Source organism: Thalassobius sp. MITS945101 (assembly GCF_047123305.1).
GTDB lineage: Bacteria > Pseudomonadota > Alphaproteobacteria > Rhodobacterales > Rhodobacteraceae > Thalassobius.
Genome location: NZ_CP138918.1, coordinates 1100278 through 1120528, shown reverse-complemented (window position 1 = coordinate 1120528; position 20251 = coordinate 1100278). Strand labels below are relative to the sequence as shown.

The window sequence follows — 20251 nt, the reverse complement described above, 5'->3', positions numbered from 1 at the left end:
ATCACGCTTGCACCAAAGCACCTCGCAACCCTTGCCACTGCACCCCTCTGCCCTGTATCCCCGCAGTCAAATCGAAAAGAGGAATTTTGAGATGCGTCCTTCCGGAAGAGAACTCAACGAAATGCGCCCGGTTTCCATTGAAACCAATGTCACCAAACATGCCGAAGGCTCCTGCATGATCCGCATGGGCGACACCCATGTGCTCTGCACCGCCACCATTGAGGACCGCGTGCCGCCTTTCATCAAAGGTTCGGGCCTGGGTTGGGTCACCGCAGAATACGGCATGCTGCCGCGTTCGACCACATCGCGGATGCGTCGCGAAGCGGCGGCTGGCAAACAGGGTGGCCGCACCGTGGAAATCCAGCGTCTGATTGGCCGTTCCCTGCGCGCTGGTGTGGATCGTTCTGCCTTGGGCGAACGCCAGATCACCGTGGACTGTGACGTTATTCAGGCCGATGGTGGCACCCGTTGTGCCTCGATCACCGGCGGTTGGGTTGCCCTGAAGCTGGCGGTTCAAAAACTGATGAAGACCGGTCAGGTCGTCTCTGACCCGCTGATTTCGCCGGTTGCAGCCGTGTCTTGCGGTATCTACGCCGGCCAGCCGGTGCTGGATCTGGACTACCCCGAAGACTCTGAGGCCGGTGTTGATGGCAACTTCATCATGCTGGGCAACGGTCAGATGATCGAAACCCAAATGTCCGCCGAAGGCGCCACCTATTCCCGTGACCAGATGAACCAGCTGCTGGATCTGGCCGAAAAAGGTGTGGCCGAACTGGTCGCCGCCCAGATGGCCGCCGTCAATGCGTAAGTTCGAGGGTGATAAGATCCTTGTAGCCACGCATAACGCGGGCAAGCTGCAAGAGATCACCGAAATCCTGGCCCCCCACGGCGTGTCCGTGGTGGGTGCCGCCAAAATGGACCTGCCAGAACCGGAAGAGACCGAGGATACATTCGTCGGCAACGCCCGGATCAAGGCGCATGCCGCCGCGCAGTCCACTGGCCTCCCTGCCCTCAGCGATGACAGCGGGATCACCATCGACGCGCTAGACGGCGCACCGGGTGTTTACACGGCGGATTGGGCCGAAACAGGCTCTGGTCGGGACTTCATGATCGCGATGACCCGCGCCAATGATGAGATCACCGCCAAAGGCCCTGATGCACCGCGTTCTGCCCAGTTCCGCTGCACGCTGGTGCTAGCCTGGCCCGACGGACATGATGAGGTCTTCGAAGGGGTGATGCCCGGCAATCTGGTCTGGCCGATCCGTGGCGAACACGGCTTTGGCTATGATCCGATGTTCATGCCGGATGGCTATGACATCACCTGCGCCGAGATGGAGAAGGAAGAAAAGAACCGCATCAGCCACCGTGGCCGCGCTGTTCAAGCCTTCCTGAAGGGCTGCTTTGGCTGATCCCGTCACAGAGGACTGGCGCCAAGGAGGCTTCGGCCTTTACCTGCATTGGCCGTTCTGCGCGGCCAAATGCCCCTACTGCGATTTCAACTCGCATGTTTCCCGTGAAATTGACCAAGCCCGCTGGCTGAAGGCCTATCTGTCCGAACTTGACCGCTATGCCGCAGAGATGCCGGATCGTGTGCTGACCTCGATCTTCTTTGGCGGCGGCACACCTTCGTTGATGGAACCCTTTGTGGTGCATGGCATCCTTGACCGGATCCGCCAGATTTGGCCGCAGGCAAACGATCTGGAGGTGACGTTAGAGGCCAACCCCGGATCGGTCGAGGCAGGCCGTTTCCGTGACTATGCGCAGGCTGGCGTGTCCCGCGTGTCGATGGGGATTCAGGCCCTGAACAACCCCGATCTGCGCCGATTGGGCCGGATCCATTCGGTTGAAGAAGCCCGCACCGCCTTTGACATTGCCCGCAATCAGTTTGAGCGGGTCAGCTTTGATCTGATCTATGCCCGGCAGGACCAAAGCCTTGCCGATTGGCGGTCCGAGCTGACCGAGGCCCTGGGAATGGCCATTGACCACCTGTCGCTCTACCAGCTGACCATCGAACAGGGCACCGCCTTTGGCGACCGCTATAACCGCGGTTTGCTGCGCGGGATGCCCGAAGATGACAGCGCCGCAGATATGTATGCCGCAACGCAAGAACTCTGTGCTGCGGCGGGTATGGAGGCCTATGAGGTCTCCAACCACGCCAAACCTGGTGCGGAAAGCCGCCACAACCTGATCTATTGGCGCTATGGTGATTTCATCGGCATCGGACCTGGCGCCCACGGGCGGATCACAACAGGCAGCAGGCGCTACGCTACAGATACGGAGAAGACGCCGGGCAAATGGCTGCATGCGATTGAGGCTGGCACACCATTGGAGAAGCGCGATGCCATCGACCCACTAGATCAAGCGAGTGAATACCTGATGATGGGGCTACGCATTCGTGAAGGGCTAGACGCAAAACGCTATGAAAATCTGGCCGGTCAGCCTTTGAATCCCGAAAAAATCACCTATCTCTCAGACATCGGGATGATCGAGCAGGTAGGTCACTCTGTCCAAGTGACAGAGGACGGGCGCATGGTGCTGAATGCCATCATCAAAGAACTGTTGGTGGATTGATATGCGCATTCTCTGGGCAACCCTTGGGCTGATCTGTGTTGGCCTTGGCCTGATCGGGGTCTTTCTGCCCCTCCTGCCCACGGTGCCGTTTATGTTGCTGGCGGCGTTTTTCTTTGCCCGCTCGTCAGAACGGCTGCACGGCTGGCTGATCAACCACCCCACCTTTGGCGCCTCGATCCTGGAATGGCAGGAACGCGGCGCAATTAACCTCCGGGCCAAACGCTATGCGACGGGGTCTGTTGTGGTGGTGTTCCTGATTTCGCTGATCCTGCAGCTGCCGCTGCATGTTCTGGCAATTCAGGCGGTGACACTGTCCTGCGTCATGCTCTTCATCTGGACGCGCCCGAACCACTGATCCGGGCGCGATGTTTCACGTGAAACAAGCTTAGTTCACGACTGAGAGTTTACGGCACAGCTCATCAAGGCCGTCGAAATCATCGTAGCTGATCACAAGCTTGCCGCTCTCGCCGCCAGCGTCGTGTTCGATTGAGACCTTCATCCGCAGCGCAGCGGACAAATCCGCCTCCAACGCACGGGTGTCCGCATCCTTCTCAACTGCCTTGCGCGCCGGCTTGGCTTTTGGCTTGTCGGCGCCAAAGACCTCCGCAACACCTTTCTTGGCCAGTCGTTCGGTTTCGCGCACCGACAAACCAGAATGGATCACCTTTTTCGCCAAAGTCACGGCATCATCCGCCGTAATCAGCGCGCGCGCATGGCCTGCAGACAGCTTACCGTCGCGTAGAAACTCTTGAACTTCATCCGGCAACTGCAGCAGCCGTACAAGGTTGGCGATGTAAGAACGGCTTTTGCCCAAAACTTCCGAGAGCTTTTCCTGGGTGTGGCCAAATTTCTCCATTAGGGCTTTGTAGCCTGCGGCCTCTTCCACAGGGTTCAGATCGGCCCGCTGGATGTTCTCAATGATCGCAACTTCCAACACTTCGGTGTCATCAAAGTCCCGCACCACTACCGGAACCGTATGTTGCATCGCCAGTTGTGCCGCCCGCCAACGGCGTTCGCCAGCCACAATTTCAAAGGCACCCGGTTTACCAGGCATCGGCCGCACAACGAGGGGCTGGATGATGCCTTTCTCTTTGATCGAAGCCGCCAGCTCATCCAGCTGATCCTGGGTGAAGGTTCGACGCGGCTGATCCGGGTTGGGATGCACCTTTTCGATCGGCACCATCATATCGGGACGGCGCGCAGCCTCCCCCTGCCCCTCTGCCGGCGCCGCGGCGGGGGGTGTGACGTCGGCCATCAATGCGGATAGACCGCGGCCCAGACCTCGGGTTTTCGGGCGATCGCTCATGGTGCCTCCTGTTATTCTTGCTTATTGAGCAGCGATTTTGACGTTTTTTTCCAGCAGTTCTTTGGCCAGCAACAGATAAGCCTGTGCGCCCTTGGACTGCGGATCATATTCCAGCACAGGCACCGCGTAAGACGGCGCCTCGGACACACGCACATTTCTGGGGATCACGGTGCTAAAGACCAGCTCACCCAGATTTTCTCGCGCGTCGGCCTCCACCTGCTGCGACAGGTTGTTGCGGGCGTCATACATGGTCAGCACGATGCCTTCGATGCGCAGATCAGGATTGGCGGTGCCACGCACTTCGCGAATGGTCAACATCAGCTGAGACAGACCTTCCAGCGCAAAGAACTCGGATTGTAGCGGAACCAGTACCGAATGGGACGCCACCATTGCGTTCACCGTCAACAGGTTCAAAGACGGCGGACAATCGATCAGGATAAAGTCATAGTTCAACCGGTCCATCGCATGTTGACGCAACGCGTCATGCAACAGAAACACCCGTTTTTCGTTGGAAATCAGCTCAATATCGGCCGAACTGAGGTCTACAGTTGCCGGAATAATGCTCAAACCCTCAGTACCAGTGGCCTGAATCACCGTTTCCAGATCCACGTCATCCAACAGCAAGTCGTAGGTTGTGAACTCCCGCGCATCGTTTTCAACGCCCAATCCGGTTGAAGCATTGCCCTGCGGATCCAAATCCACCACCAGCACCTTCCGGCCCTGCGCCGCCAGGGCCGCGCCCAGGTTGATCGTGGTGGTGGTCTTGCCCACCCCACCCTTCTGATTGGCGACAGAGATGATTTTCGGCCCCGGCAGGCGCGTAGGATCAGACATGCTCGATTTCCCCGATTCTCAGAATGACGGCCTCAGCTTCGGTTTTACTTGTAAAACGCTCATAATCGAATCGCCACGATTGCTGCGCCTCCTGCACTTCTTTTTTCCAGGTGGCACCTTTGGGGAACAGCGCCACGCCGCCGGATTTGCGATGAAGATCCGCAAAGTCCAACAATTGTTTCAGATCCGCCAGCGCGCGCGCAGACAACACATCCGCTTGTAGTGATTCAATTCCTTCAATCCGAGCGTCGATCACCTTTGCAGGCAATTTCAGCTCGCGAATGACGGTGCGGAGGAAAGTTGCCTTCCGGGTGTCACTCTCCACCAGGGTGACGAGCATTTCAGGGCGCAGCTCTTTGGCCAAAACCGCCACAACGAGGCCCGGAAACCCACCGCCACTACCGAGATCCACCCAATGACGAGCATCTTCAGGCGCATAGGCGAACACCTGTGCGGAATCTACAAAGTGACGATCCCAGATCTGACCAAGCGTCGACCGCGCAACAAGGTTGATCCGCGTGTTCCATTTTTCGAGGAGCGCAACGTAAGCTTCCAACTGTGAAATTGTTTCACGTGAAACAGTGAGTCCAATGTCCGTCACGCCGTTCTTTCCCGCTTTGCCTGCCGAAGCTTTGCCAAAAGCAGTGTCAACGCTGCCGGGGTCATCCCATCCACACGGGCTGCCTGCGAGAGATTTGCAGGCTTTGCGCGGTTAAGCTTCAGTTTCAACTCATTCGACAGCCCATCGAGCGCTTCATAGGAGAAATCTTCAGGAATGACGTGCTGCTCGTCTCGCTTTACCGCTTCCACGTCACGTTGCTGCCGCTGGATGTAGTTGGCGTAAAGAGCATCTTTCTCCAGCTGGCTGCGGATCTCTGGGTCCACATCAGTAAGGCCCGGATCCAATTCGACGAGCTTGTCAAAATCGACATCCGGGAAGGCAAGTACCTGAAACAGGCTCCGCCGTGATCCGTCCTGATTGATCTTAAAGCCATGTTGGGCAAGCTGCCGAGGTGTGTAACTCGATTCTTCCAGACGCGTCCGCCCGGCGTTCAACCGTGCCATCTTATCCTCGAAGGCCGTTTTCCGGGTCTCCGTTGCAAACCCGTGTTCAATCGCCTTGGGTGTTAAGCGCTGATCTGCGTTATCTGCCCGCAAAGAAAGACGGAATTCGGCGCGGGAGGTGAACATCCGATAAGGTTCGGTCACCCCCCGGGTGGTCAGATCGTCGATCATCACACCGATGTAGCTGTCGGAACGGCTGAACATGACCGGATCCTTGCCCAGGGCTCGCGCAGCGGCGTTTAAACCAGCCACCAATCCCTGCGCCGCGGCCTCTTCATACCCGGTGGTGCCGTTGATCTGCCCCGCGAGGAACAGACCCGGCACCGTTTTCACAGCCAATTGCGCGTCCAAAGCCCGAGGATCCACGTAGTCATACTCAATCGCATAGCCCGGCTGCAGGATCACGGCCTCCTCTAGGCCGTAGATCGAGCGGACGTAGTCCAGCTGCACTTCTTCGGGCAGCGAAGTCGAAATACCGTTTGGATAAACCGTGTGATCGTCAGCACCTTCAGGTTCCAGGAACACCTGATGCGAGGTTTTGTCGGCAAAACGCACGATCTTATCTTCGATCGAGGGGCAATAGCGCGGCCCTACCCCATCGATATGCCCGCCGTACATGGCGGAGCGATCCAGATTATCGCGAATGATCTGGTGGGTGCGTTCGTTGGTGTGGGTGATCCCGCAGGAAATCTGCGGCGCCGTTGTCTTATCGGACATGAACGAAAACAGCACCGGTTCATCATCGCCCGGCTGACTGTCCAGCAGATCCCATTTGATCGTGCGGCCATCCAGACGCGGCGGTGTACCGGTTTTCAGACGCCCCAAAGGCAGATTAAAGCTATCGATCCGCTCCGCCAGTTTGACCGAGGGCTTGTCACCCATACGGCCGCCGGGCTTTTGAACATCGCCGATGTGGATTACGCCACGCAGAAAGGTGCCGGTGGTCAAAACAACTTGCTCGGCCTGCAGCTCACGTCCATCAGCCAGAACAACGCCAGACACGGTGTCCCCCTGCATGATAAAATCGGTAGCTTCCCCTTCTACGATCTCCAACCCCTGTTGCGCTTCCATCTCAGCCAACATGGTTTCGCGGTAGATCTTACGATCAGACTGCGCGCGCGGTCCTTGTACTGCAGGGCCTTTGCGGCGATTGAGCAAGCGAAACTGAATGCCAGCTGCATCCGCAACACGGCCCATCACGCCATCCAAAGCATCCACTTCACGCACCAAATGCCCCTTGCCCAGGCCACCAATCGCCGGGTTGCAGGACATGACGCCGATGCCGTCCCGCTTCAGCGTGACCAAAGCCGTCCGCGCGCCCATACGAGCCGCGGCACTGGCAGCGTCACAACCTGCATGACCTGCCCCGATCACAATCACATCGAAGTCGAATTGTTTCACGTGAAACACTCCTTACTTGCCAAGACAGAAGCTGGCGAAGATCTCATCCAGCAAGTTTTCAACGTCTATACGACCAACCAAAGCATCTAACGCCTTGATTCCAGTCCGCATTTCTTCGGCGGCGAGTTCGGTCATCTCTTCGCCCATCCCAGCAAAATTCTTTGCCGCAGCCAACGCATCAACCGCCCGTTCCATCGCGACACGATGTCGTTCACGGGTGGCAATACCGATATTCGCCGTCCGGGCCGAAAGCTTTTGAGACAGTAAATCTATCAGATTCGCAACGCCGTCACCACTTACCCCCGATACAGCTCCGGTCTTGTCTGCCAGCGTATCCGCTTTGGCTTTCAATACAATATCATCGGTTTCCGGTTTGAAGTCAGGGGCTTGCCCGCCTTCGACCAAGAAAACACGCAGATCGGCAAGCCCTGCCCGTTCGCGGGCCCGCTGGATTCCGATCTCTTCGATTTTGTCCTGTGTTTCACGCAGTCCCGCCGTATCAAGCAATGTGACCGGCAGCCCGGAAATATCCATCCGCACCTCAATCACGTCGCGTGTGGTGCCTGCAAATTCCGAGGTAATTGCCGCATCACGACCCGCTAAAGCATTGAGAAGTGTAGATTTTCCAACATTAGGCGCGCCAACAATTGCCACTTCGAAACCAGTTCGGACCCGTTCCGCGGCCGAGACGCCGGCGATCTCAATCGCCAAGGATGCCATCACCCGATCCAGCAGCGCGTTCACTTCGGGCGAAACGTCGACCGGCACGTCTTCATCTGCGAAATCGATGGTGGCTTCCAACAGCGCGGCGGCGCGGATCAGATCTTTGCGCCAACTTTCGGCTTTGGTGCCCAGATCACCGGACAACACCCGCAACGCTTGACGCCGCTGGGCTTCAGTCTCGGCCTCGATCAGATCAGCCAGCCCTTCGACCTGCGCCAGATCCAAACGGCCATTTTCCAAAGCGCGGCGGGTAAACTCACCAGGTTCTGCTTGGCGCAATCCGTCAACGGTGCCCAGCTCCCGCAATACCGCGCCGACCACGGCGACAGAACCGTGCAATTGCAGCTCAACAACCGGTTCACCGGTGAAGCTGGCGCGATCTTCAAACGTCAGGATCAGAGCCTCATCCAGCCGAACACCGCTGGAATCACGCAGCAGACGCAGCCCCGCACGGCGCGGATCCGGCAGGGAACCTGCCAGGTGTTCACCAGCCGCAAAGGCAGCCGGGCCGGAAATCCGGATCACCGCAACCCCGGCCTTGCCGTGGGCGGTGGCAAGGGCGAAGATCGTGTCCATCATGGGCCCCTGACAGCGTTAGCCGTTCATCGAATCGAAAAATTCGCCGTTTGTCTTGGTCTGTTTCAACTTGGAAATCAGGAATTCGATTGCATCCGTGGTGCCCATCGGGTTCAGAATGCGGCGCAGAACAAAGGTTTTCTGCAAGTTTTTCGCATCAACCAGCAGATCCTCTTTCCGCGTGCCGGACTTGAGGATGTCCATCGCCGGGAAGACCCGTTTGTCGGCCACTTTGCGATCCAGCACAATTTCCGAGTTGCCGGTGCCTTTGAATTCTTCGAAAATCACCTCATCCATGCGGCTACCAGTGTCGATCAGCGCAGTTGCGATGATGGTCAGCGACCCGCCCTCTTCAACGTTCCGGGCGGCGCCGAAGAAACGTTTCGGGCGTTGCAGCGCGTTGGCGTCAACACCACCGGTCAGAACCTTACCCGAGGACGGCACAACCGTGTTGAAGGCGCGGCCAAGACGGGTGATCGAGTCGAGCAGGATCACAACGTCACGTTTGTGTTCCACCAGACGTTTGGCTTTCTCCATCACCATCTCGGAAACAGCGACGTGACGGGTGGCAGGTTCGTCGAAGGTCGAGGAAATCACCTCCCCTTTCACCGAACGCTGCATGTCGGTCACCTCTTCCGGGCGTTCATCGATCAAAAGGACGATCAGATAACACTCGGGGTGATTTTGTTCGATGCTATGGGCGATGTTCTGCAACAGAACCGTCTTACCGGTACGCGGCGGGGCTACGATCAGCGAACGCTGGCCTTTCCCGATCGGCGCAACCAGGTCGATGATGCGGGCGGAACGGTCTTTGATGGTGGGATCTTCGATCTCCATCTGCAGGCGTTCATCCGGATAAAGCGGTGTCAGGTTGTCAAAGGCGATCTTGTGACGGGCTTTGGCCGGTTCTTCGAAGTTGATGGTCTCAACCTCGGTCAGCGCAAAATAGCGTTCACTTTCTTCCGGCGCTTTGATCACGCCAGAAACGGTGTCACCGGTGCGCAGCGAGAATTTGCGGATCATCTCAGGCGAGACATAGATGTCATCGGGGCCTGACAGGTAGTTCGCTTCGGGCGACCGCAGGAAACCGAATCCATCCTGGAGAACCTCCAGAACGCCGTCACCGCCAATGTCCCAACCTTCATCCGCCATTTCACGGAGAATTTGGAACATCATCTCGCCCTTGCGCATGGTCGAGGCGTTTTCGATCTCAAGCTCTTCGGCCATAGACAGAAGGTCTTTGGGGCTTTTGGCCTTAAGATCGGACAGATTCAGACGTTGGTTAGACATAGACAATCCTGCGTCAGCGCCTCAGAGCGCTGCACTGGCTAAGATAAACTGGAAGCACCTGCCTCGGACGAGGCGGTGAACCCTTCTTACGGGCGTCGAGATTTTGAGTCAATTCGGCATGACACGTGCAGGAGGGCTGAGATCGACGAGAGAGTGTCCCTCAGGCGCCTTTAAAAAAAATATAAGAAAGAAAAAGAATTGATTTTGATTATAGGGCAGAGAATTTCTGTGGATTAGCGAGTTATCCCAAGGCATTTTCACCGAAGATTCTGATTGTTGAAAACTGTCTGGAAAACCGTAAGTTTTCGGCTTCAGAGAGTCGAGATTCATAGTTTTCTTTTCAAAGGTTTAGACCCTTTCTTCCCCTGTTGATTGCAGCGTGGGAAAAAGCTGGAGACAAGCGGGACGAAGCCGGATTCCCACAGCAAAAAGGTTATCCTTGCCCCAAGGGGAGAAAGGATAGAATTTCGCCGTGAAACGAGGTGAGTTTCTCACAGCTTGAAAAACATCCCATAACCATCCAAAGCTCACCCCAAAGAAGTTGCACCCGTTTCCCACGGGGTTATCCACATGTGCGGGGTGAGAGAAAAAATGGAAAAAAATTTAATCCTCGCCTCCGGGTCGGAAATTCGGCGGCAATTGCTGGAAAACGCCGGTGTTCCGGTGCGAATCATCAAACCTCGAATCGATGAAGAAATGGTTAAGGCCTCGATGTTGGCGGAAAATGCGCCGCCGCGGGATGTGGCAGACACCCTGGCAGAGATGAAGGCGCTGAAGGTCAGCGAAAAACACCCTGACGCGCTGGTGATTGGCTGCGATCAGGTGCTGGATTTGGGCGGAACCCTGTTGTCCAAGTCAGAAACCCCCGCTGAGGCGCGCGCTCAGCTTGTCCAAATGCGTGGTGAACGCCATATGTTGCTGTCAGCTGCCGTTATATGTGCCGCTGGAAAGCCAATTTGGCGGCATATTGGCCAGGTGCGCCTGCGGATGCGCGACTTTTCGGACGCATTTCTAGATGGCTATCTGGAACGCAATTGGCCGGAGATTTCGCATTGTGTTGGCGGCTACCAGCTGGAAGGAGAAGGGGTGCGCCTGTTCTCACGTATAGACGGCGACTATTTTACCGTTCTAGGTTTGCCGATGATGGAAATGCTTAACTACCTGACATTGCGAGGAGAGTTGCAACAATGAGTGTCGCGAAAATCCCTCTGGCCGGTGTGATTGGATCGCCGATTGCCCATAGTAAATCCCCGCGTCTGCATGGCCACTGGCTGCGCAAATTGGGCCTGCCCGGGCATTATGTTCCGATGGATGTGGCCCCTGAGGATTTTGAACAGGTGTTGCGTAGCCTGCCGAAGGCCGGATTTGTTGGGGTGAATGTCACCGTGCCGCATAAAGAGGCCGCCTTGAAGGTGGCCGATGTGGTGACGGATCGCGCGACACTCATTGGGGCGGCGAACACGTTGATCTTCCTCGAAGATGGCCGGATCCATGCCGACAACACGGACGGCTTTGGCTTTATCGAAAACCTGCGTCAGAACGCACCAGATTGGGATGCCAAGGCCGGGCCAGCCGCCGTTCTTGGCGCGGGCGGGGCTGCGCGGGCGATTCTGGCCTCATTGCTGGACGCGGGGGCGCCCGAGATCTTGCTGAGCAACCGGACACGCGCCCGTGCCGAAGCGTTGCAATCAGATTTTGGTAGCAAAATCAATGTAATAGATTGGGTTCAGGCGGGCAATATGTTGGAAGATGCCGCGACGGTTGTGAACACCACCAGCCTTGGCATGTTGGGCCACCCAGAGCTGAGGGTGCCGCTGGATGGGTTGCAAAAGGGCGCTTTGGTCACCGATCTGGTCTATAATCCGCTGCAAACCCGCCTGCTGCGTGAAGCCGAAGAGATGGGCTGCGTCACCGTGGACGGGTTGGGCATGTTGATCCACCAGGCCGTGCCCGGATTCGAACGTTGGTTTGGCAAACGCCCGGAAGTGGACGCAGACATCCGCGCGGTGCTGCTGCGATGAGTTTCAAACTGGGGCTGACCGGGTCTATTGGCATGGGCAAATCGGCCACGGCGCAGATTTTTGCGGATCTGGGCTGTTCGGTTTGGGATGCGGATGCGGCGGTGCATCGGATTTATGGAAAAGGGGGGGCTGCGGTTGCCCCCATGGCCGCGGCTTTTCCTGATGCGATCGAGGACAATGCTGTTTCGCGTGAGGCGTTGAAGCGGCTGATTGTGGCGGATGAAACGGTTCTGAAAGAGATCGAGTCGATCGTGCATCCGCTTGTCGGTGCGGATCGGGCCCGTTTCATTGCAGAAACCGATGCCGAGGTGCTGGTTTTTGACATCCCCTTGTTGTTCGAAACCGGCGGTGACCGCGAAATGGACGCCACGGTGACGGTTTTCACCAATGCTGAGACCCAGAAACACCGTGTGATGGCCCGTGGCACCATGTCTGAGGCCCAGTTTGAGGCCATTCGCGCCAAGCAGATGCCTATTGCTGAAAAACGCGCGCGGGCGGATTATGAGATTGAGACGGATACGCTGGACCATGCCCGCACACAGGTGCAGGAGGTGCTGAGTGACATCCGGGCCCGTATGGCGGCCAAAAAGGGGGCTTAAGCGATGCGTCAGATCGTTCTCGATACGGAAACCACCGGCTTTGAGGCAGAGGGCAGCGACAGGATCGTTGAAATCGGGTGTCTGGAGCTGCTTAACCATATGCCAACCGGTGAGACGTACCACGTCTATTGCAATCCCGAACGGATGATGCCGGACGAGGCGTTTGGGGTGCATGGCATCGGCCCAGACCTGCTGGAACCGCCGCAGGATGCCAAACCCGGACAGGTGACACTGCGCGATAAGCCGTTGTTCAATGCCGTGGCGCAGGGATTTTTGGACTTTGTGCAGGATTCCCAGATGGTGATCCACAACGCCAAGTTCGACATGCGGTTTCTGAACGCCGAGCTGAAGCGCAACGGATTCCGCACCCTGCCGTTGGAACAGTCGCTCGACACGTTGGCGATGGCCCGCAAGAAGTTCCCCGGCTCCCCTGCTACACTGGACGCGCTGTGCCGGCGCTACGGGATCGACAACTCGAACCGCGTGCTGCACGGGGCGCTGCTCGACTCGGAAATTCTGGCCGATGTTTACCTAGAGATGATTGGCGGGCGGCAGCCGGACTTTGGTTTGTCGGCAGTGTCCACAGGCGGTGGCAGTGACGGCGCCGCGCAGGACAGCTGGCGTCCCTTCCCGCGCCCTGCCCCGTTGCCCGATCGGATTACCGAGGCTGAAACCGCCGCCCATGACGCCTTTGTCGAGAAGATGGGCGATGAGGCTTTGTGGAAGAAATTGGGTCAGTAAATCCTGACAACAAACAGAAAAGCCTAGCAAGTCACCTTGCTAGGCCTTTGTTTTAAAACGATAAGAGCCGATCAGTTGGCCGGAGCCTGGGCCTGTTCGGTCTGTGCGCGGCGCGCCAGTTCATTGCGGTACAGCTGCATGAAATCGATGTTTTCCAGGTTCAGCGGCGGGAAGCCACCGTCGCGGGTTACATCAGATACGATGCGACGCAGGAACGGGAACAGCAGACGCGGGCATTCGATCAGCAGGAACGGGTGCAGCTGGTCTTCTGGCACACCTTCGATGTGGAACAGACCAACGTAGTCCAGCTCCAGCAGGAACAGTTTGTCGCCGCCTTTTTTGTTGTCCGAGGTCACCTGCAGTTTGATGGCAACTTCGAACTGATGCTCTGTCGAGCGTTTCTTGGCGTCCAGGTTCACCTGAACGTTTACGTCCGGCTCGACCTCACCCTGTGCGCCCTTCTGGGCCAGGATGTTTTCAAAGGACATGTCACGGATGAACTGGTTCAGAACGTTCATCTTGATCGCGGGGGCCTGCGGCTGTGCGCCACCGTTGTCAGCCATTTTCTTCTCCCAAAAAATACTTTCCGACCTTCCATATCAGGATGGTCGGGGTGCCTCAATGCTTGGTCCAGCCCGAAGGCTTGTGGGTGGGACGTTTGTTGGGATCTACCTCAACAAAATCGCCATCGATGATGTCATCTGCCGCATTTTCAGCCCCGAAATCGGGGTGCGGATCCTGAAACGGATTGCTGTGAGCCCCGTGTACCGAACCGCCCATCGAAAAGCTCTGCACCTTCACCCGTGCCTTGGCGTAGCGGAACACAGCCGAACGAACCGAAGGGATCAGCAGGGCAAATCCCAGTGCATCGGTGAAAAAACCGGGCGTCAGCAACAAAACGCCGGAAATCAAAACCATGGCGCCATGGGCCAGTGGTTCGGTGGGATCATTCAGTTCCGAAAAGGACCGTTGCAGGTTGCCAATTGCCAAACGCCCCTGCGCACGCACCATATAGGTGCCCAGAATTGCGGTTAACACCACAATGGCTAGGGTCGGAAACGTGCCGATTGCGCCGCCCACCTGGATAAACAGAGCAATTTCAATGATCGGTACCCCGATAAATGCGAAGAGAAGCCACATATTTTGACCTTTTCTGATAGCCTGGTGCAGTGGACTTGGCCGCCTGCCTCACCTACATAAGTGTCCTAACAGGGTGTTTAAACGCCCAAGCGTCGAAAGGGATAGGATGAACTCTCCGTTTTTGCAGCTTCTTGTGCTTGCAGGTATCGCGATTTTTCTGATTTTGCGGCTGAGAAATGTTCTCGGCACGCGGGAAGGCTATGAAAAGCCAGTGTCACGGCAAGCGCCGGATGGCGGGCGGCGTCAGGCGCCGTTTGAAGTGATCGAGGGTGGCCCCGATCGCGACATCACGGACCACGTGGCTGAAGACAGTGACGCGGCCAAAGCGCTGGCGGCGATGAAACGCATCGAACCCTCCTTTGGAGTGGCGGATTTCATTGGCGGCGCCCGTTCGGCCTATGAATGGATCCTGATGGGCTTTGAGCGTGGCGATCTGTCCGAGTTGAAACCTTTCCTGGGCTCCGACGTTTATGAAAGCTTCGCAGAAGTGATCGAAAGCCGGAATGCACAGGGCCTGACCGTAGAAGCGGAATTTATCGGCGTACGTGAGGTGCAGCTGGTTGAGGCTGAGATCTCTGACGACAATCTGGCCGAAATCACCGTGCGATTTGTCGGTGAGATGACCTCGGTTGTGCGCGACAATGCCGGCGATATCATCGAGGGCAAGCAGGACGAGATCAAACGTCAGAAAGACGCCTGGACCTTTGCCCGTCAAATGGGCAGCGACAACCCGAACTGGCAATTGGTGGCCACGGGCGAATGATCACAAAGCTGGCGGCGGCGTCTCTGGCGGGGTTGCTGGCTGCAACCTCTGCCCAGGCGGACCTGTCCTACAAGGTTCTGGAGTTCCAGGACCTTGAGGGCTGGGACGAGGATGACCACGCCAGCGCCTTGCAGGTGTTTCTCAACACCTGCATGGATATGGACCAACCGGATTATGCCGCGCTGTGTTCTGTGGCAGAAACGATTGAGAACCCCCGTGCTTTTTTCGAACTGTTCTTTCGCCCCGTCCTGATAGAGGAGACGGGCAAAGATGCGCTGTTCACCGGGTATTTTGAACCGGAACTGGACGGATCACTCGCCCCGTCGGCGCGCTATCGCTATCCGGTTTATGCCAAACCGCGCGAAGCCAAGGGCCAATGGCTCACCCGTGAGCAGATTGAAACCGGCGACACGATGAAGGGCCGCGGCCTTGAAATCGCCTGGGTTGATGATCCGGTGGAGCTGTTTTTCCTGCAAATCCAAGGCTCTGGTCGTATCCGTCTGCCATCAGGCGCGCATATTCGGGTCGGCTACGGCGGCAACAATGGCCACAAATACCGCTCCATCGGCCAAGAGCTGATCCGCCGCGGTATCTATAAGTCACATCAGGTTTCGGCGCAGGTGATCCAGAATTGGGTCCGGCGCAATCCGGTGGATGGCAACGAGCTGCTGCGCCACAACCCCTCCTATGTGTTCTTTCGCAAAGTGACCCGCGTCAGCCCGGAACAGGGGCCGCTGGGGGCGATGAATCGGTCCATCACTGCGCTGCGCTCGGTGGCGGTGGATCCGAAATACACCCCCCTTGGCGCCCCGGTCTGGGTGGAAAAAGATGGCGAAGGTCCAATGCGACGGCTGATGATTGCGCAGGATACCGGATCTGCCATCAAAGGCGCGCAGCGGGCCGATGTGTTTTTTGGCACTGGCGACACGGCAGGCAAAGCGGCCGGACGGTTGCGGGATCCCGGGCGGATGATGGTGCTGATGCCGATCCAACGCGCCTATGCGTCGGTGCTGGAGGACGAGCAATGACCCGCCGTCGCCTCAGTGAAGAAGAGGTCGAGCTGTGGAAGAAGGTGGCAGACACCACCGAAAAGATGCACCCGACCAAGCCACGCGCCGAACTGCCCAAACCCAAGCCAAAACCGGTGAAAAAGCCGAAAGCCCATCAAAGCGAAGCCGACCTGCAGATGTTTCAGGTTGGCGCCAAGGCAAATATCAAAGGCAGCGGTCACAATCTGGCGCCCTTGGTTGGCGATGCGCTGCGCCGCGATCCGGTGCAGATGGACGCCAAACAATTTGGCAAGATGAAACGGGGCAAGCTGGTTCCGGAGGGCCGGATCGACCTGCACGGTATGACAATGGACAAGGCCCATCCCGCCCTGATCGGATTTGTGCAGCGGGCCCATTCCCAGGGCAAACGTCTGGTGCTGGTCATAACAGGCAAGGGCAAACACCGCGACGATGGTGGCCCCATTCCGGTGCGGTTTGGCGTGCTGAAACACAATGTGCCGCAATGGCTGAAGATGGCGCCGCTCAACCACATCGTGATGCAGGTGCAAGAGGCCCACATCAGCCATGGTGGCAGCGGTGCGTATTATGTGTACCTGCGTCGCGGCCGCTGAACCGGCAAAAGGCCGCGCTTAGTTCCCCAACAGCAGCGGTGACAGGATCACCTGGGTCGCCTGTTGTGCGGTGATCACCGTGCCGGGCAACAGACCTGATCGCCCGGCCCGATCGGTGTCAAAGGCGGCCTGCAAATCCGCCCCATTGCCCAGCAGCTGGATCAACAGAGGTGAGGTACCAACGGTGAAATGATCCGGCCCGATCCCGCTGGCAAATTCGCTGACGTCAATAATCGTCAGCGGCAGGGTGGCCAGCGCACCGGGATCCTGCAGCCCGCCCAAACGCGCCTGACTGCCGTTGATCCGGGCGCTAAGCTGCAGCGCCCGATCGCGAGAAGAGGTAAAGATCACAAAGGGTTGCGGCAGCTTTGCAATACGTTCAGCCTGCATACGAAACAGCTCGACATCCAAATCGGGTGAGATCAGAACCACCCCACCCAGATGCCGCTTGGCCCAGCCGGGGTGGCGGATTTCCATCTGTCGCAGGGTTTCCATCACCAACATCGTGCCAAGCGAATGCCCCACCAGCACAATGCGGCGCGGCTTGGCGCGGGTCACCGCCATCAGCATTTGCTCCAGCCCGTCCCGCGAATACAGCACCGAGTCGCGGTCATAGGTGTAGCCCAATGGATTGGCGGCAGAGGCCCAGCTGTAGTGCAGCGCTACGCCCGGCACCTGAAAATCCGCCTTCATCTGCGCGGTGCGAAACACCCCGTCGGCAAAGCTGTTGTTGTAGCCATGCACATAGATCATCACGTCCTGCTGGTCCCGCGGCAACCCCCGCAACCTGCTGCGAATGGCCTCGGTAAAGGCCTGCTGATTTGGCAGATCCTTGCGGCCTGACATGGTGAAATGGGTTTCAGGATTGATCTTGCGGCTCAATTGCAGCCGGATCTGGCCCTTTTTCCGTTCGGGCGGAATGGCAACATCCAGATCCACGAAGTGCAGTTCACCCGCCCGTGCATCACTGAACCAGCCGTTCTCTGCCGGTTCCCGCAGGGTGGCGGTCAGCACCTCTTCGACCTCAGAGGCCTTCAGGGATTCCGGCGCAACAGGGACAATACTGCGATCCACGCAGGCCGCGATCAAAAACAGGCTGGCAATCAGAAAAAGGCGCAAAAGAAAGCTCCGGAATGCAAATACACCCCAGAGCTACCCTGTTTTTCAATGTGGAACCAGCGTTACAGCACGTAGCGGCTGACATCTGCGGATTTGGTCAGTTCGCCAAGGTTTTCCTGCACAAACCCCGCATCCACCGTCACCGCTTGGCCCGACCGGTCCGGTGCCGAGAAGCTCAACTCCTCAAACACCCGTTCCATCACTGTGTAGAGACGGCGCGCGCCAATGTTTTCAATGCTTTGGTTGACCTCAGCCGCGATCTTGGCCAGCGCGGCGATGCCGTCATCGGTGAAGGTCACCTCCACCTCTTCGGTGCCCATCAGCGCCGTGTACTGGCGGGTCAGCGCATTGTCGGTTTCGGTCAGAATGCGGACAAAATCCTCTTCGGTAAGGGCGCGCAGCTCAACCCGGATCGGCAGACGGCCCTGCAGTTCCGGCAACAGATCGGACGGTTTGGCGATGTGGAAGGCACCGGAAGCGATAAACAGGATGTGGTCGGTTTTCACCGGCCCATGTTTGGTGCTCACGGTGGTGCCCTCGATCAGCGGCAATAGATCCCGCTGCACCCCTTCCCGGCTGACATCACCACCGCGGGCTTCTTGTCGGGCACAGACCTTGTCAATCTCATCGAGGAAAACAATCCCGTTCTGCTCCACCGCCTCTAGGGCGGTTTTGGTGACGGTTTCATCATCCAACAGCTTGTCAGCCTCTTCTCCGATCAGAATGTCATAGCTTTCCGCCACGGTCATTTTGCGCCGGCTGGTGCGCCCGCCCATGGCTTTGCCAAACAGATCGCCGAGGTTCATCATTCCCATCTGGTTGCCTGGCTGACCAGGAATATCGAACATCGACATCGGGTTAGAGGTGTCGGCCAGATCCAGCTCAATCTCGGTATCGTCTAGCTCCCCGGCAATCAGCTTGCGGCGGAACATGTCACGGGTGCCTTCACGGGCGTCTTCGCCAGCGATGGCGGTGATCACCCGCTCCTCAGCCGCCTGACGCGCCTTGGCGGTCACATCTTCACGCATCAGCTCGCGGGTCATGGCAATGGCCGCATCCACCAGATCGCGCACAATCTGTTCCACGTCGCGCCCAACATAACCCACTTCAGTGAACTTGGTGGCTTCCACCTTGATAAACGGCGCGCGCGCCAGTTTCGCCAGACGCCGCGAGATTTCGGTTTTGCCCACACCGGTGGGGCCGATCATCAGGATGTTCTTGGGATAGACCTCATCACGCAGATCATCGGACAGCTGTTTGCGTCGCCAGCGGTTGCGCAAGGCAACAGCGACGGCCCGTTTGGCGTCATTCTGGCCGATGATAAAACGGTCCAGCTCCGAAACGATTTCACGCGGTGTCAGATCGGTCATGGGTCTCTTCTTTGTTGTTTCATCGGGAACCTAAGCATAGCGCAGGAAAACACAAGGTTTCGCACCCTATCCTGATCCGCCGCGGCTTTCTTCTTGGCACAAATATCCCGGGGGGAGCGCAGAGCGCGATGGGGCAGCGCCCCGCCGATCTGTTCAGATCGGCCAGCCACCGCGGCGCAGGGCCTGACGGATCTTGTTCTCTGCTTCCTCACGACCCGCGTTGATCGACATTTCCTGCCAGAACCACCACAGGTATCGGGCAAAATCGGGCAATTCCCCCTGCGCCGCCTCAAAAGCAGCTTCAAGGCCATTGCGGAACACATCCCCGGCGATGTGATGAAAATCGGTGCGGGCAAACAGCACGCAGGGTTTGCCAAAGAAATAGCCGTTAAATGCCACCGAAGAGTTCTGCGTCACCACGTAGTCACAACGGGCCAGCATGTCCTCCATCGTGGCCTGCCGCAGTTTCAGCCGTGGGAAACGGCGCACCAAGGTGTCGAGCTTGGCCTTCTCGGCCGGGGTGATGATCTCATTTGGGTGCAGCGTGGCAATGACCCGTTTGCCCGGCTCTTGCTGCAGGGTTGCCACCAACATTTCAATCGGCGTGCAAGTTTGAAAGGATCGCCGCTCAGCCAACCGGCCTTGCAGCGGGACATAAACAAATCCCTCGCGGCTGCTGTCCTGTGCGGCAGCGCCAAACAGGCGTTTGCGCCAGAAATTGTAGAATTTCTGTGCCTCTGCTGCGTTGATCTTGCGGGTGTCAAACCGGCTGCGGGCCACGCGCCAATCCCACTGGTCAGGGCTCGGCTCGATCTGCCAGAACGGATAGTGATAGACCCGCCGCATGGTCAACCCACGGGGATTGAGCGGCTGGTCCCTATGGAACATTGCATAGCTGTTGCGGCTGTCACTTTGCAGCCGTTCACTGGCAGAATTGCCGTGGATCGCGGTTGAGAAACCGCCTTTGTCCAGAACCGACAGAACCTTGCCGATGAAATTATGGCTTCCCGCCTCTGCGGCGGCCCTCAGCCCCGGTTCCAGATAGAAATCAACGTGTTTCTCAATCGTCATGGGCCGAAGCTACGCAAGCGCCGGTTTCGGGGCAAGCACT

The 20251-nt window shown here is 57.8% G+C and carries 22 protein-coding genes; 11 read left to right on the top strand and 11 right to left on the bottom strand.

Translation table 11 applies throughout. The features are described 5' to 3' along the window. Positions 1-91: 91 nt before the first annotated feature. The 4 genes from rph to SIC14_RS05720 are packed head-to-tail and all read left to right on the top strand — an operon-like array spanning position 92 to position 2926. Positions 92-808 carry a ribonuclease PH gene (gene rph / locus SIC14_RS05735; RefSeq protein ID WP_412564867.1) on the top strand — a complete coding sequence of 239 codons (717 nt, stop codon included), beginning with the start codon at positions 92-94 and terminating at the stop codon, positions 806-808. Next, complete coding sequence (gene rdgB, locus SIC14_RS05730) at positions 801-1409, top strand: RdgB/HAM1 family non-canonical purine NTP pyrophosphatase (protein WP_412564866.1); 609 nt, start codon at positions 801-803, stop codon at positions 1407-1409. The genes rph and rdgB overlap by 8 nt, the downstream gene beginning before the upstream one ends. After that, a complete protein-coding gene (gene hemW, locus SIC14_RS05725; protein WP_412564865.1) occupies positions 1402-2571 on the top strand; it encodes a radical SAM family heme chaperone HemW in 1170 nt (389 codons plus the stop codon). Before rdgB ends, hemW begins: the two co-directional genes overlap by 8 nt. A gap of 1 nt (position 2572) precedes the next feature. Further along, a complete protein-coding gene (locus SIC14_RS05720) occupies positions 2573-2926 on the top strand; it encodes a YbaN family protein (protein ID WP_412564864.1) in 354 nt (117 codons plus the stop codon). Between the two features lie 30 nt (positions 2927-2956). On the opposite strand, the gene SIC14_RS05715 is transcribed toward SIC14_RS05720, so the two are convergent. The 6 genes from SIC14_RS05715 to rho are packed head-to-tail and all read right to left on the bottom strand — an operon-like array spanning position 2957 to position 9766. Further along, positions 2957-3877, bottom strand: coding sequence for a ParB/RepB/Spo0J family partition protein (locus SIC14_RS05715; protein ID WP_412564863.1), 921 nt, complete (start codon positions 3875-3877; stop codon positions 2957-2959). A gap of 21 nt (positions 3878-3898) precedes the next feature. Further along, entirely contained in the window at positions 3899-4711 is an 813-nt protein-coding gene (locus SIC14_RS05710; RefSeq protein ID WP_412564862.1) for a ParA family protein, read from the bottom strand. Continuing rightward, positions 4704-5312: a 16S rRNA (guanine(527)-N(7))-methyltransferase RsmG gene (gene rsmG / locus SIC14_RS05705; protein WP_412564861.1), complete on the bottom strand. Its 609-nt coding sequence runs from the start codon at positions 5310-5312 to the stop codon at positions 4704-4706. The genes SIC14_RS05710 and rsmG overlap by 8 nt, the downstream gene beginning before the upstream one ends. Further along, positions 5309-7186: a tRNA uridine-5-carboxymethylaminomethyl(34) synthesis enzyme MnmG gene (gene mnmG, locus SIC14_RS05700; RefSeq protein ID WP_412564860.1), complete on the bottom strand. Its 1878-nt coding sequence runs from the start codon at positions 7184-7186 to the stop codon at positions 5309-5311. Before mnmG ends, rsmG begins: the two co-directional genes overlap by 4 nt. Positions 7187-7189: 3 nt before the next feature. After that, positions 7190-8476, bottom strand: a complete 1287-nt coding sequence (mnmE, locus tag SIC14_RS05695; RefSeq protein WP_412564859.1) for a tRNA uridine-5-carboxymethylaminomethyl(34) synthesis GTPase MnmE — start codon at positions 8474-8476, stop codon at positions 7190-7192. Positions 8477-8494: 18 nt separating this feature from the next. Beyond that, a complete protein-coding gene (rho, locus tag SIC14_RS05690) occupies positions 8495-9766 on the bottom strand; it encodes a transcription termination factor Rho (RefSeq protein ID WP_412564858.1) in 1272 nt (423 codons plus the stop codon). A 591-nt stretch (positions 9767-10357) separates the two neighbouring features. On the opposite strand from rho, the gene SIC14_RS05685 reads away from it, so the two are divergent. The 4 genes from SIC14_RS05685 to dnaQ are packed head-to-tail and all read left to right on the top strand — an operon-like array spanning position 10358 to position 13127. Then, the gene (locus SIC14_RS05685; protein WP_412565827.1) at positions 10358-10957 is read left to right on the top strand and encodes a Maf family protein; all 600 of its coding nucleotides are present in this window, start codon (positions 10358-10360) and stop codon (positions 10955-10957) included. Further along, complete coding sequence (locus SIC14_RS05680; protein WP_412564857.1) at positions 10954-11787, top strand: shikimate dehydrogenase; 834 nt, start codon at positions 10954-10956, stop codon at positions 11785-11787. Before SIC14_RS05685 ends, SIC14_RS05680 begins: the two co-directional genes overlap by 4 nt. Next, positions 11784-12386: a dephospho-CoA kinase gene (coaE, locus tag SIC14_RS05675; RefSeq protein WP_412564856.1), complete on the top strand. Its 603-nt coding sequence runs from the start codon at positions 11784-11786 to the stop codon at positions 12384-12386. The genes SIC14_RS05680 and coaE overlap by 4 nt, the downstream gene beginning before the upstream one ends. Before the next feature lie 3 nt (positions 12387-12389). Beyond that, entirely contained in the window at positions 12390-13127 is a 738-nt protein-coding gene (gene dnaQ, locus SIC14_RS05670; protein WP_412564855.1) for a DNA polymerase III subunit epsilon, read from the top strand. A 71-nt stretch (positions 13128-13198) separates the two neighbouring features. On the opposite strand, the gene secB is transcribed toward dnaQ, so the two are convergent. Further along, positions 13199-13690, bottom strand: coding sequence for a protein-export chaperone SecB (gene secB, locus SIC14_RS05665; protein ID WP_412564854.1), 492 nt, complete (start codon positions 13688-13690; stop codon positions 13199-13201). A gap of 55 nt (positions 13691-13745) precedes the next feature. Beyond that, entirely contained in the window at positions 13746-14267 is a 522-nt protein-coding gene (locus tag SIC14_RS05660; RefSeq protein WP_412564853.1) for an FxsA family protein, read from the bottom strand. Between the two features lie 106 nt (positions 14268-14373). Between SIC14_RS05660 and SIC14_RS05655 the strand changes: the two genes are divergently transcribed. From SIC14_RS05655 to SIC14_RS05645, 3 genes are read left to right on the top strand one after another with little or no spacing between them, the layout of a single operon-like run. Beyond that, complete coding sequence (locus SIC14_RS05655; protein WP_412564852.1) at positions 14374-15030, top strand: Tim44/TimA family putative adaptor protein; 657 nt, start codon at positions 14374-14376, stop codon at positions 15028-15030. After that, a complete protein-coding gene (locus tag SIC14_RS05650; RefSeq protein ID WP_412564851.1) occupies positions 15027-16058 on the top strand; it encodes a murein transglycosylase A in 1032 nt (343 codons plus the stop codon). Before SIC14_RS05655 ends, SIC14_RS05650 begins: the two co-directional genes overlap by 4 nt. Then, a complete protein-coding gene (locus SIC14_RS05645; RefSeq protein WP_412564850.1) occupies positions 16055-16651 on the top strand; it encodes a Smr/MutS family protein in 597 nt (198 codons plus the stop codon). Before SIC14_RS05650 ends, SIC14_RS05645 begins: the two co-directional genes overlap by 4 nt. 18 nt (positions 16652-16669) lie before the next feature. Here the strand turns inward: SIC14_RS05645 and SIC14_RS05640 are convergent, their stop codons facing one another. The 3 genes from SIC14_RS05640 to SIC14_RS05630 all read right to left on the bottom strand — a co-directional run bounded on the left by SIC14_RS05640 (position 16670) and on the right by SIC14_RS05630 (position 20211). After that, the gene (locus SIC14_RS05640) at positions 16670-17770 is read right to left on the bottom strand and encodes an alpha/beta hydrolase (protein WP_412564849.1); all 1101 of its coding nucleotides are present in this window, start codon (positions 17768-17770) and stop codon (positions 16670-16672) included. 62 nt (positions 17771-17832) lie between these two features. Next, positions 17833-19140: an ATP-dependent protease ATPase subunit HslU gene (gene hslU, locus SIC14_RS05635; RefSeq protein WP_412564848.1), complete on the bottom strand. Its 1308-nt coding sequence runs from the start codon at positions 19138-19140 to the stop codon at positions 17833-17835. 153 nt (positions 19141-19293) lie between these two features. Beyond that, the gene (locus SIC14_RS05630) at positions 19294-20211 is read right to left on the bottom strand and encodes a hypothetical protein (protein ID WP_412564847.1); all 918 of its coding nucleotides are present in this window, start codon (positions 20209-20211) and stop codon (positions 19294-19296) included. Positions 20212-20251: the final 40 nt, after the last annotated feature.

Excerpts from the sequence above, each read along its gene's own strand:
- rph (WP_412564867.1), top strand. The coding sequence starts at position 92 with ATGCGTCCTTCCGGAAGAGAACTCAACGAAATGCGCCCGGTTTCCATT.
- rdgB (WP_412564866.1), top strand. The coding sequence starts at position 801 with ATGCGTAAGTTCGAGGGTGATAAGATCCTTGTAGCCACGCATAACGCG.
- SIC14_RS05720 (WP_412564864.1), top strand. The coding sequence starts at position 2,573 with ATGCGCATTCTCTGGGCAACCCTTGGGCTGATCTGTGTTGGCCTTGGC.
- SIC14_RS05715 (WP_412564863.1), bottom strand. The coding sequence starts at position 3,877 with ATGAGCGATCGCCCGAAAACCCGAGGTCTGGGCCGCGGTCTATCCGCA.
- SIC14_RS05710 (WP_412564862.1), bottom strand. The coding sequence starts at position 4,711 with ATGTCTGATCCTACGCGCCTGCCGGGGCCGAAAATCATCTCTGTCGCC.
- mnmE (WP_412564859.1), bottom strand. The coding sequence starts at position 8,476 with ATGGACACGATCTTCGCCCTTGCCACCGCCCACGGCAAGGCCGGGGTT.
- rho (WP_412564858.1), bottom strand. The coding sequence starts at position 9,766 with ATGTCTAACCAACGTCTGAATCTGTCCGATCTTAAGGCCAAAAGCCCC.
- SIC14_RS05685 (WP_412565827.1), top strand. The coding sequence starts at position 10,358 with ATGGAAAAAAATTTAATCCTCGCCTCCGGGTCGGAAATTCGGCGGCAA.
- SIC14_RS05680 (WP_412564857.1), top strand. The coding sequence starts at position 10,954 with ATGAGTGTCGCGAAAATCCCTCTGGCCGGTGTGATTGGATCGCCGATT.
- coaE (WP_412564856.1), top strand. The coding sequence starts at position 11,784 with ATGAGTTTCAAACTGGGGCTGACCGGGTCTATTGGCATGGGCAAATCG.
- dnaQ (WP_412564855.1), top strand. The coding sequence starts at position 12,390 with ATGCGTCAGATCGTTCTCGATACGGAAACCACCGGCTTTGAGGCAGAG.
- secB (WP_412564854.1), bottom strand. The coding sequence starts at position 13,690 with ATGGCTGACAACGGTGGCGCACAGCCGCAGGCCCCCGCGATCAAGATG.
- SIC14_RS05660 (WP_412564853.1), bottom strand. The coding sequence starts at position 14,267 with ATGTGGCTTCTCTTCGCATTTATCGGGGTACCGATCATTGAAATTGCT.
- SIC14_RS05655 (WP_412564852.1), top strand. The coding sequence starts at position 14,374 with ATGAACTCTCCGTTTTTGCAGCTTCTTGTGCTTGCAGGTATCGCGATT.
- SIC14_RS05650 (WP_412564851.1), top strand. The coding sequence starts at position 15,027 with ATGATCACAAAGCTGGCGGCGGCGTCTCTGGCGGGGTTGCTGGCTGCA.
- SIC14_RS05645 (WP_412564850.1), top strand. The coding sequence starts at position 16,055 with ATGACCCGCCGTCGCCTCAGTGAAGAAGAGGTCGAGCTGTGGAAGAAG.
- hslU (WP_412564848.1), bottom strand. The coding sequence starts at position 19,140 with ATGACCGATCTGACACCGCGTGAAATCGTTTCGGAGCTGGACCGTTTT.
- SIC14_RS05630 (WP_412564847.1), bottom strand. The coding sequence starts at position 20,211 with ATGACGATTGAGAAACACGTTGATTTCTATCTGGAACCGGGGCTGAGG.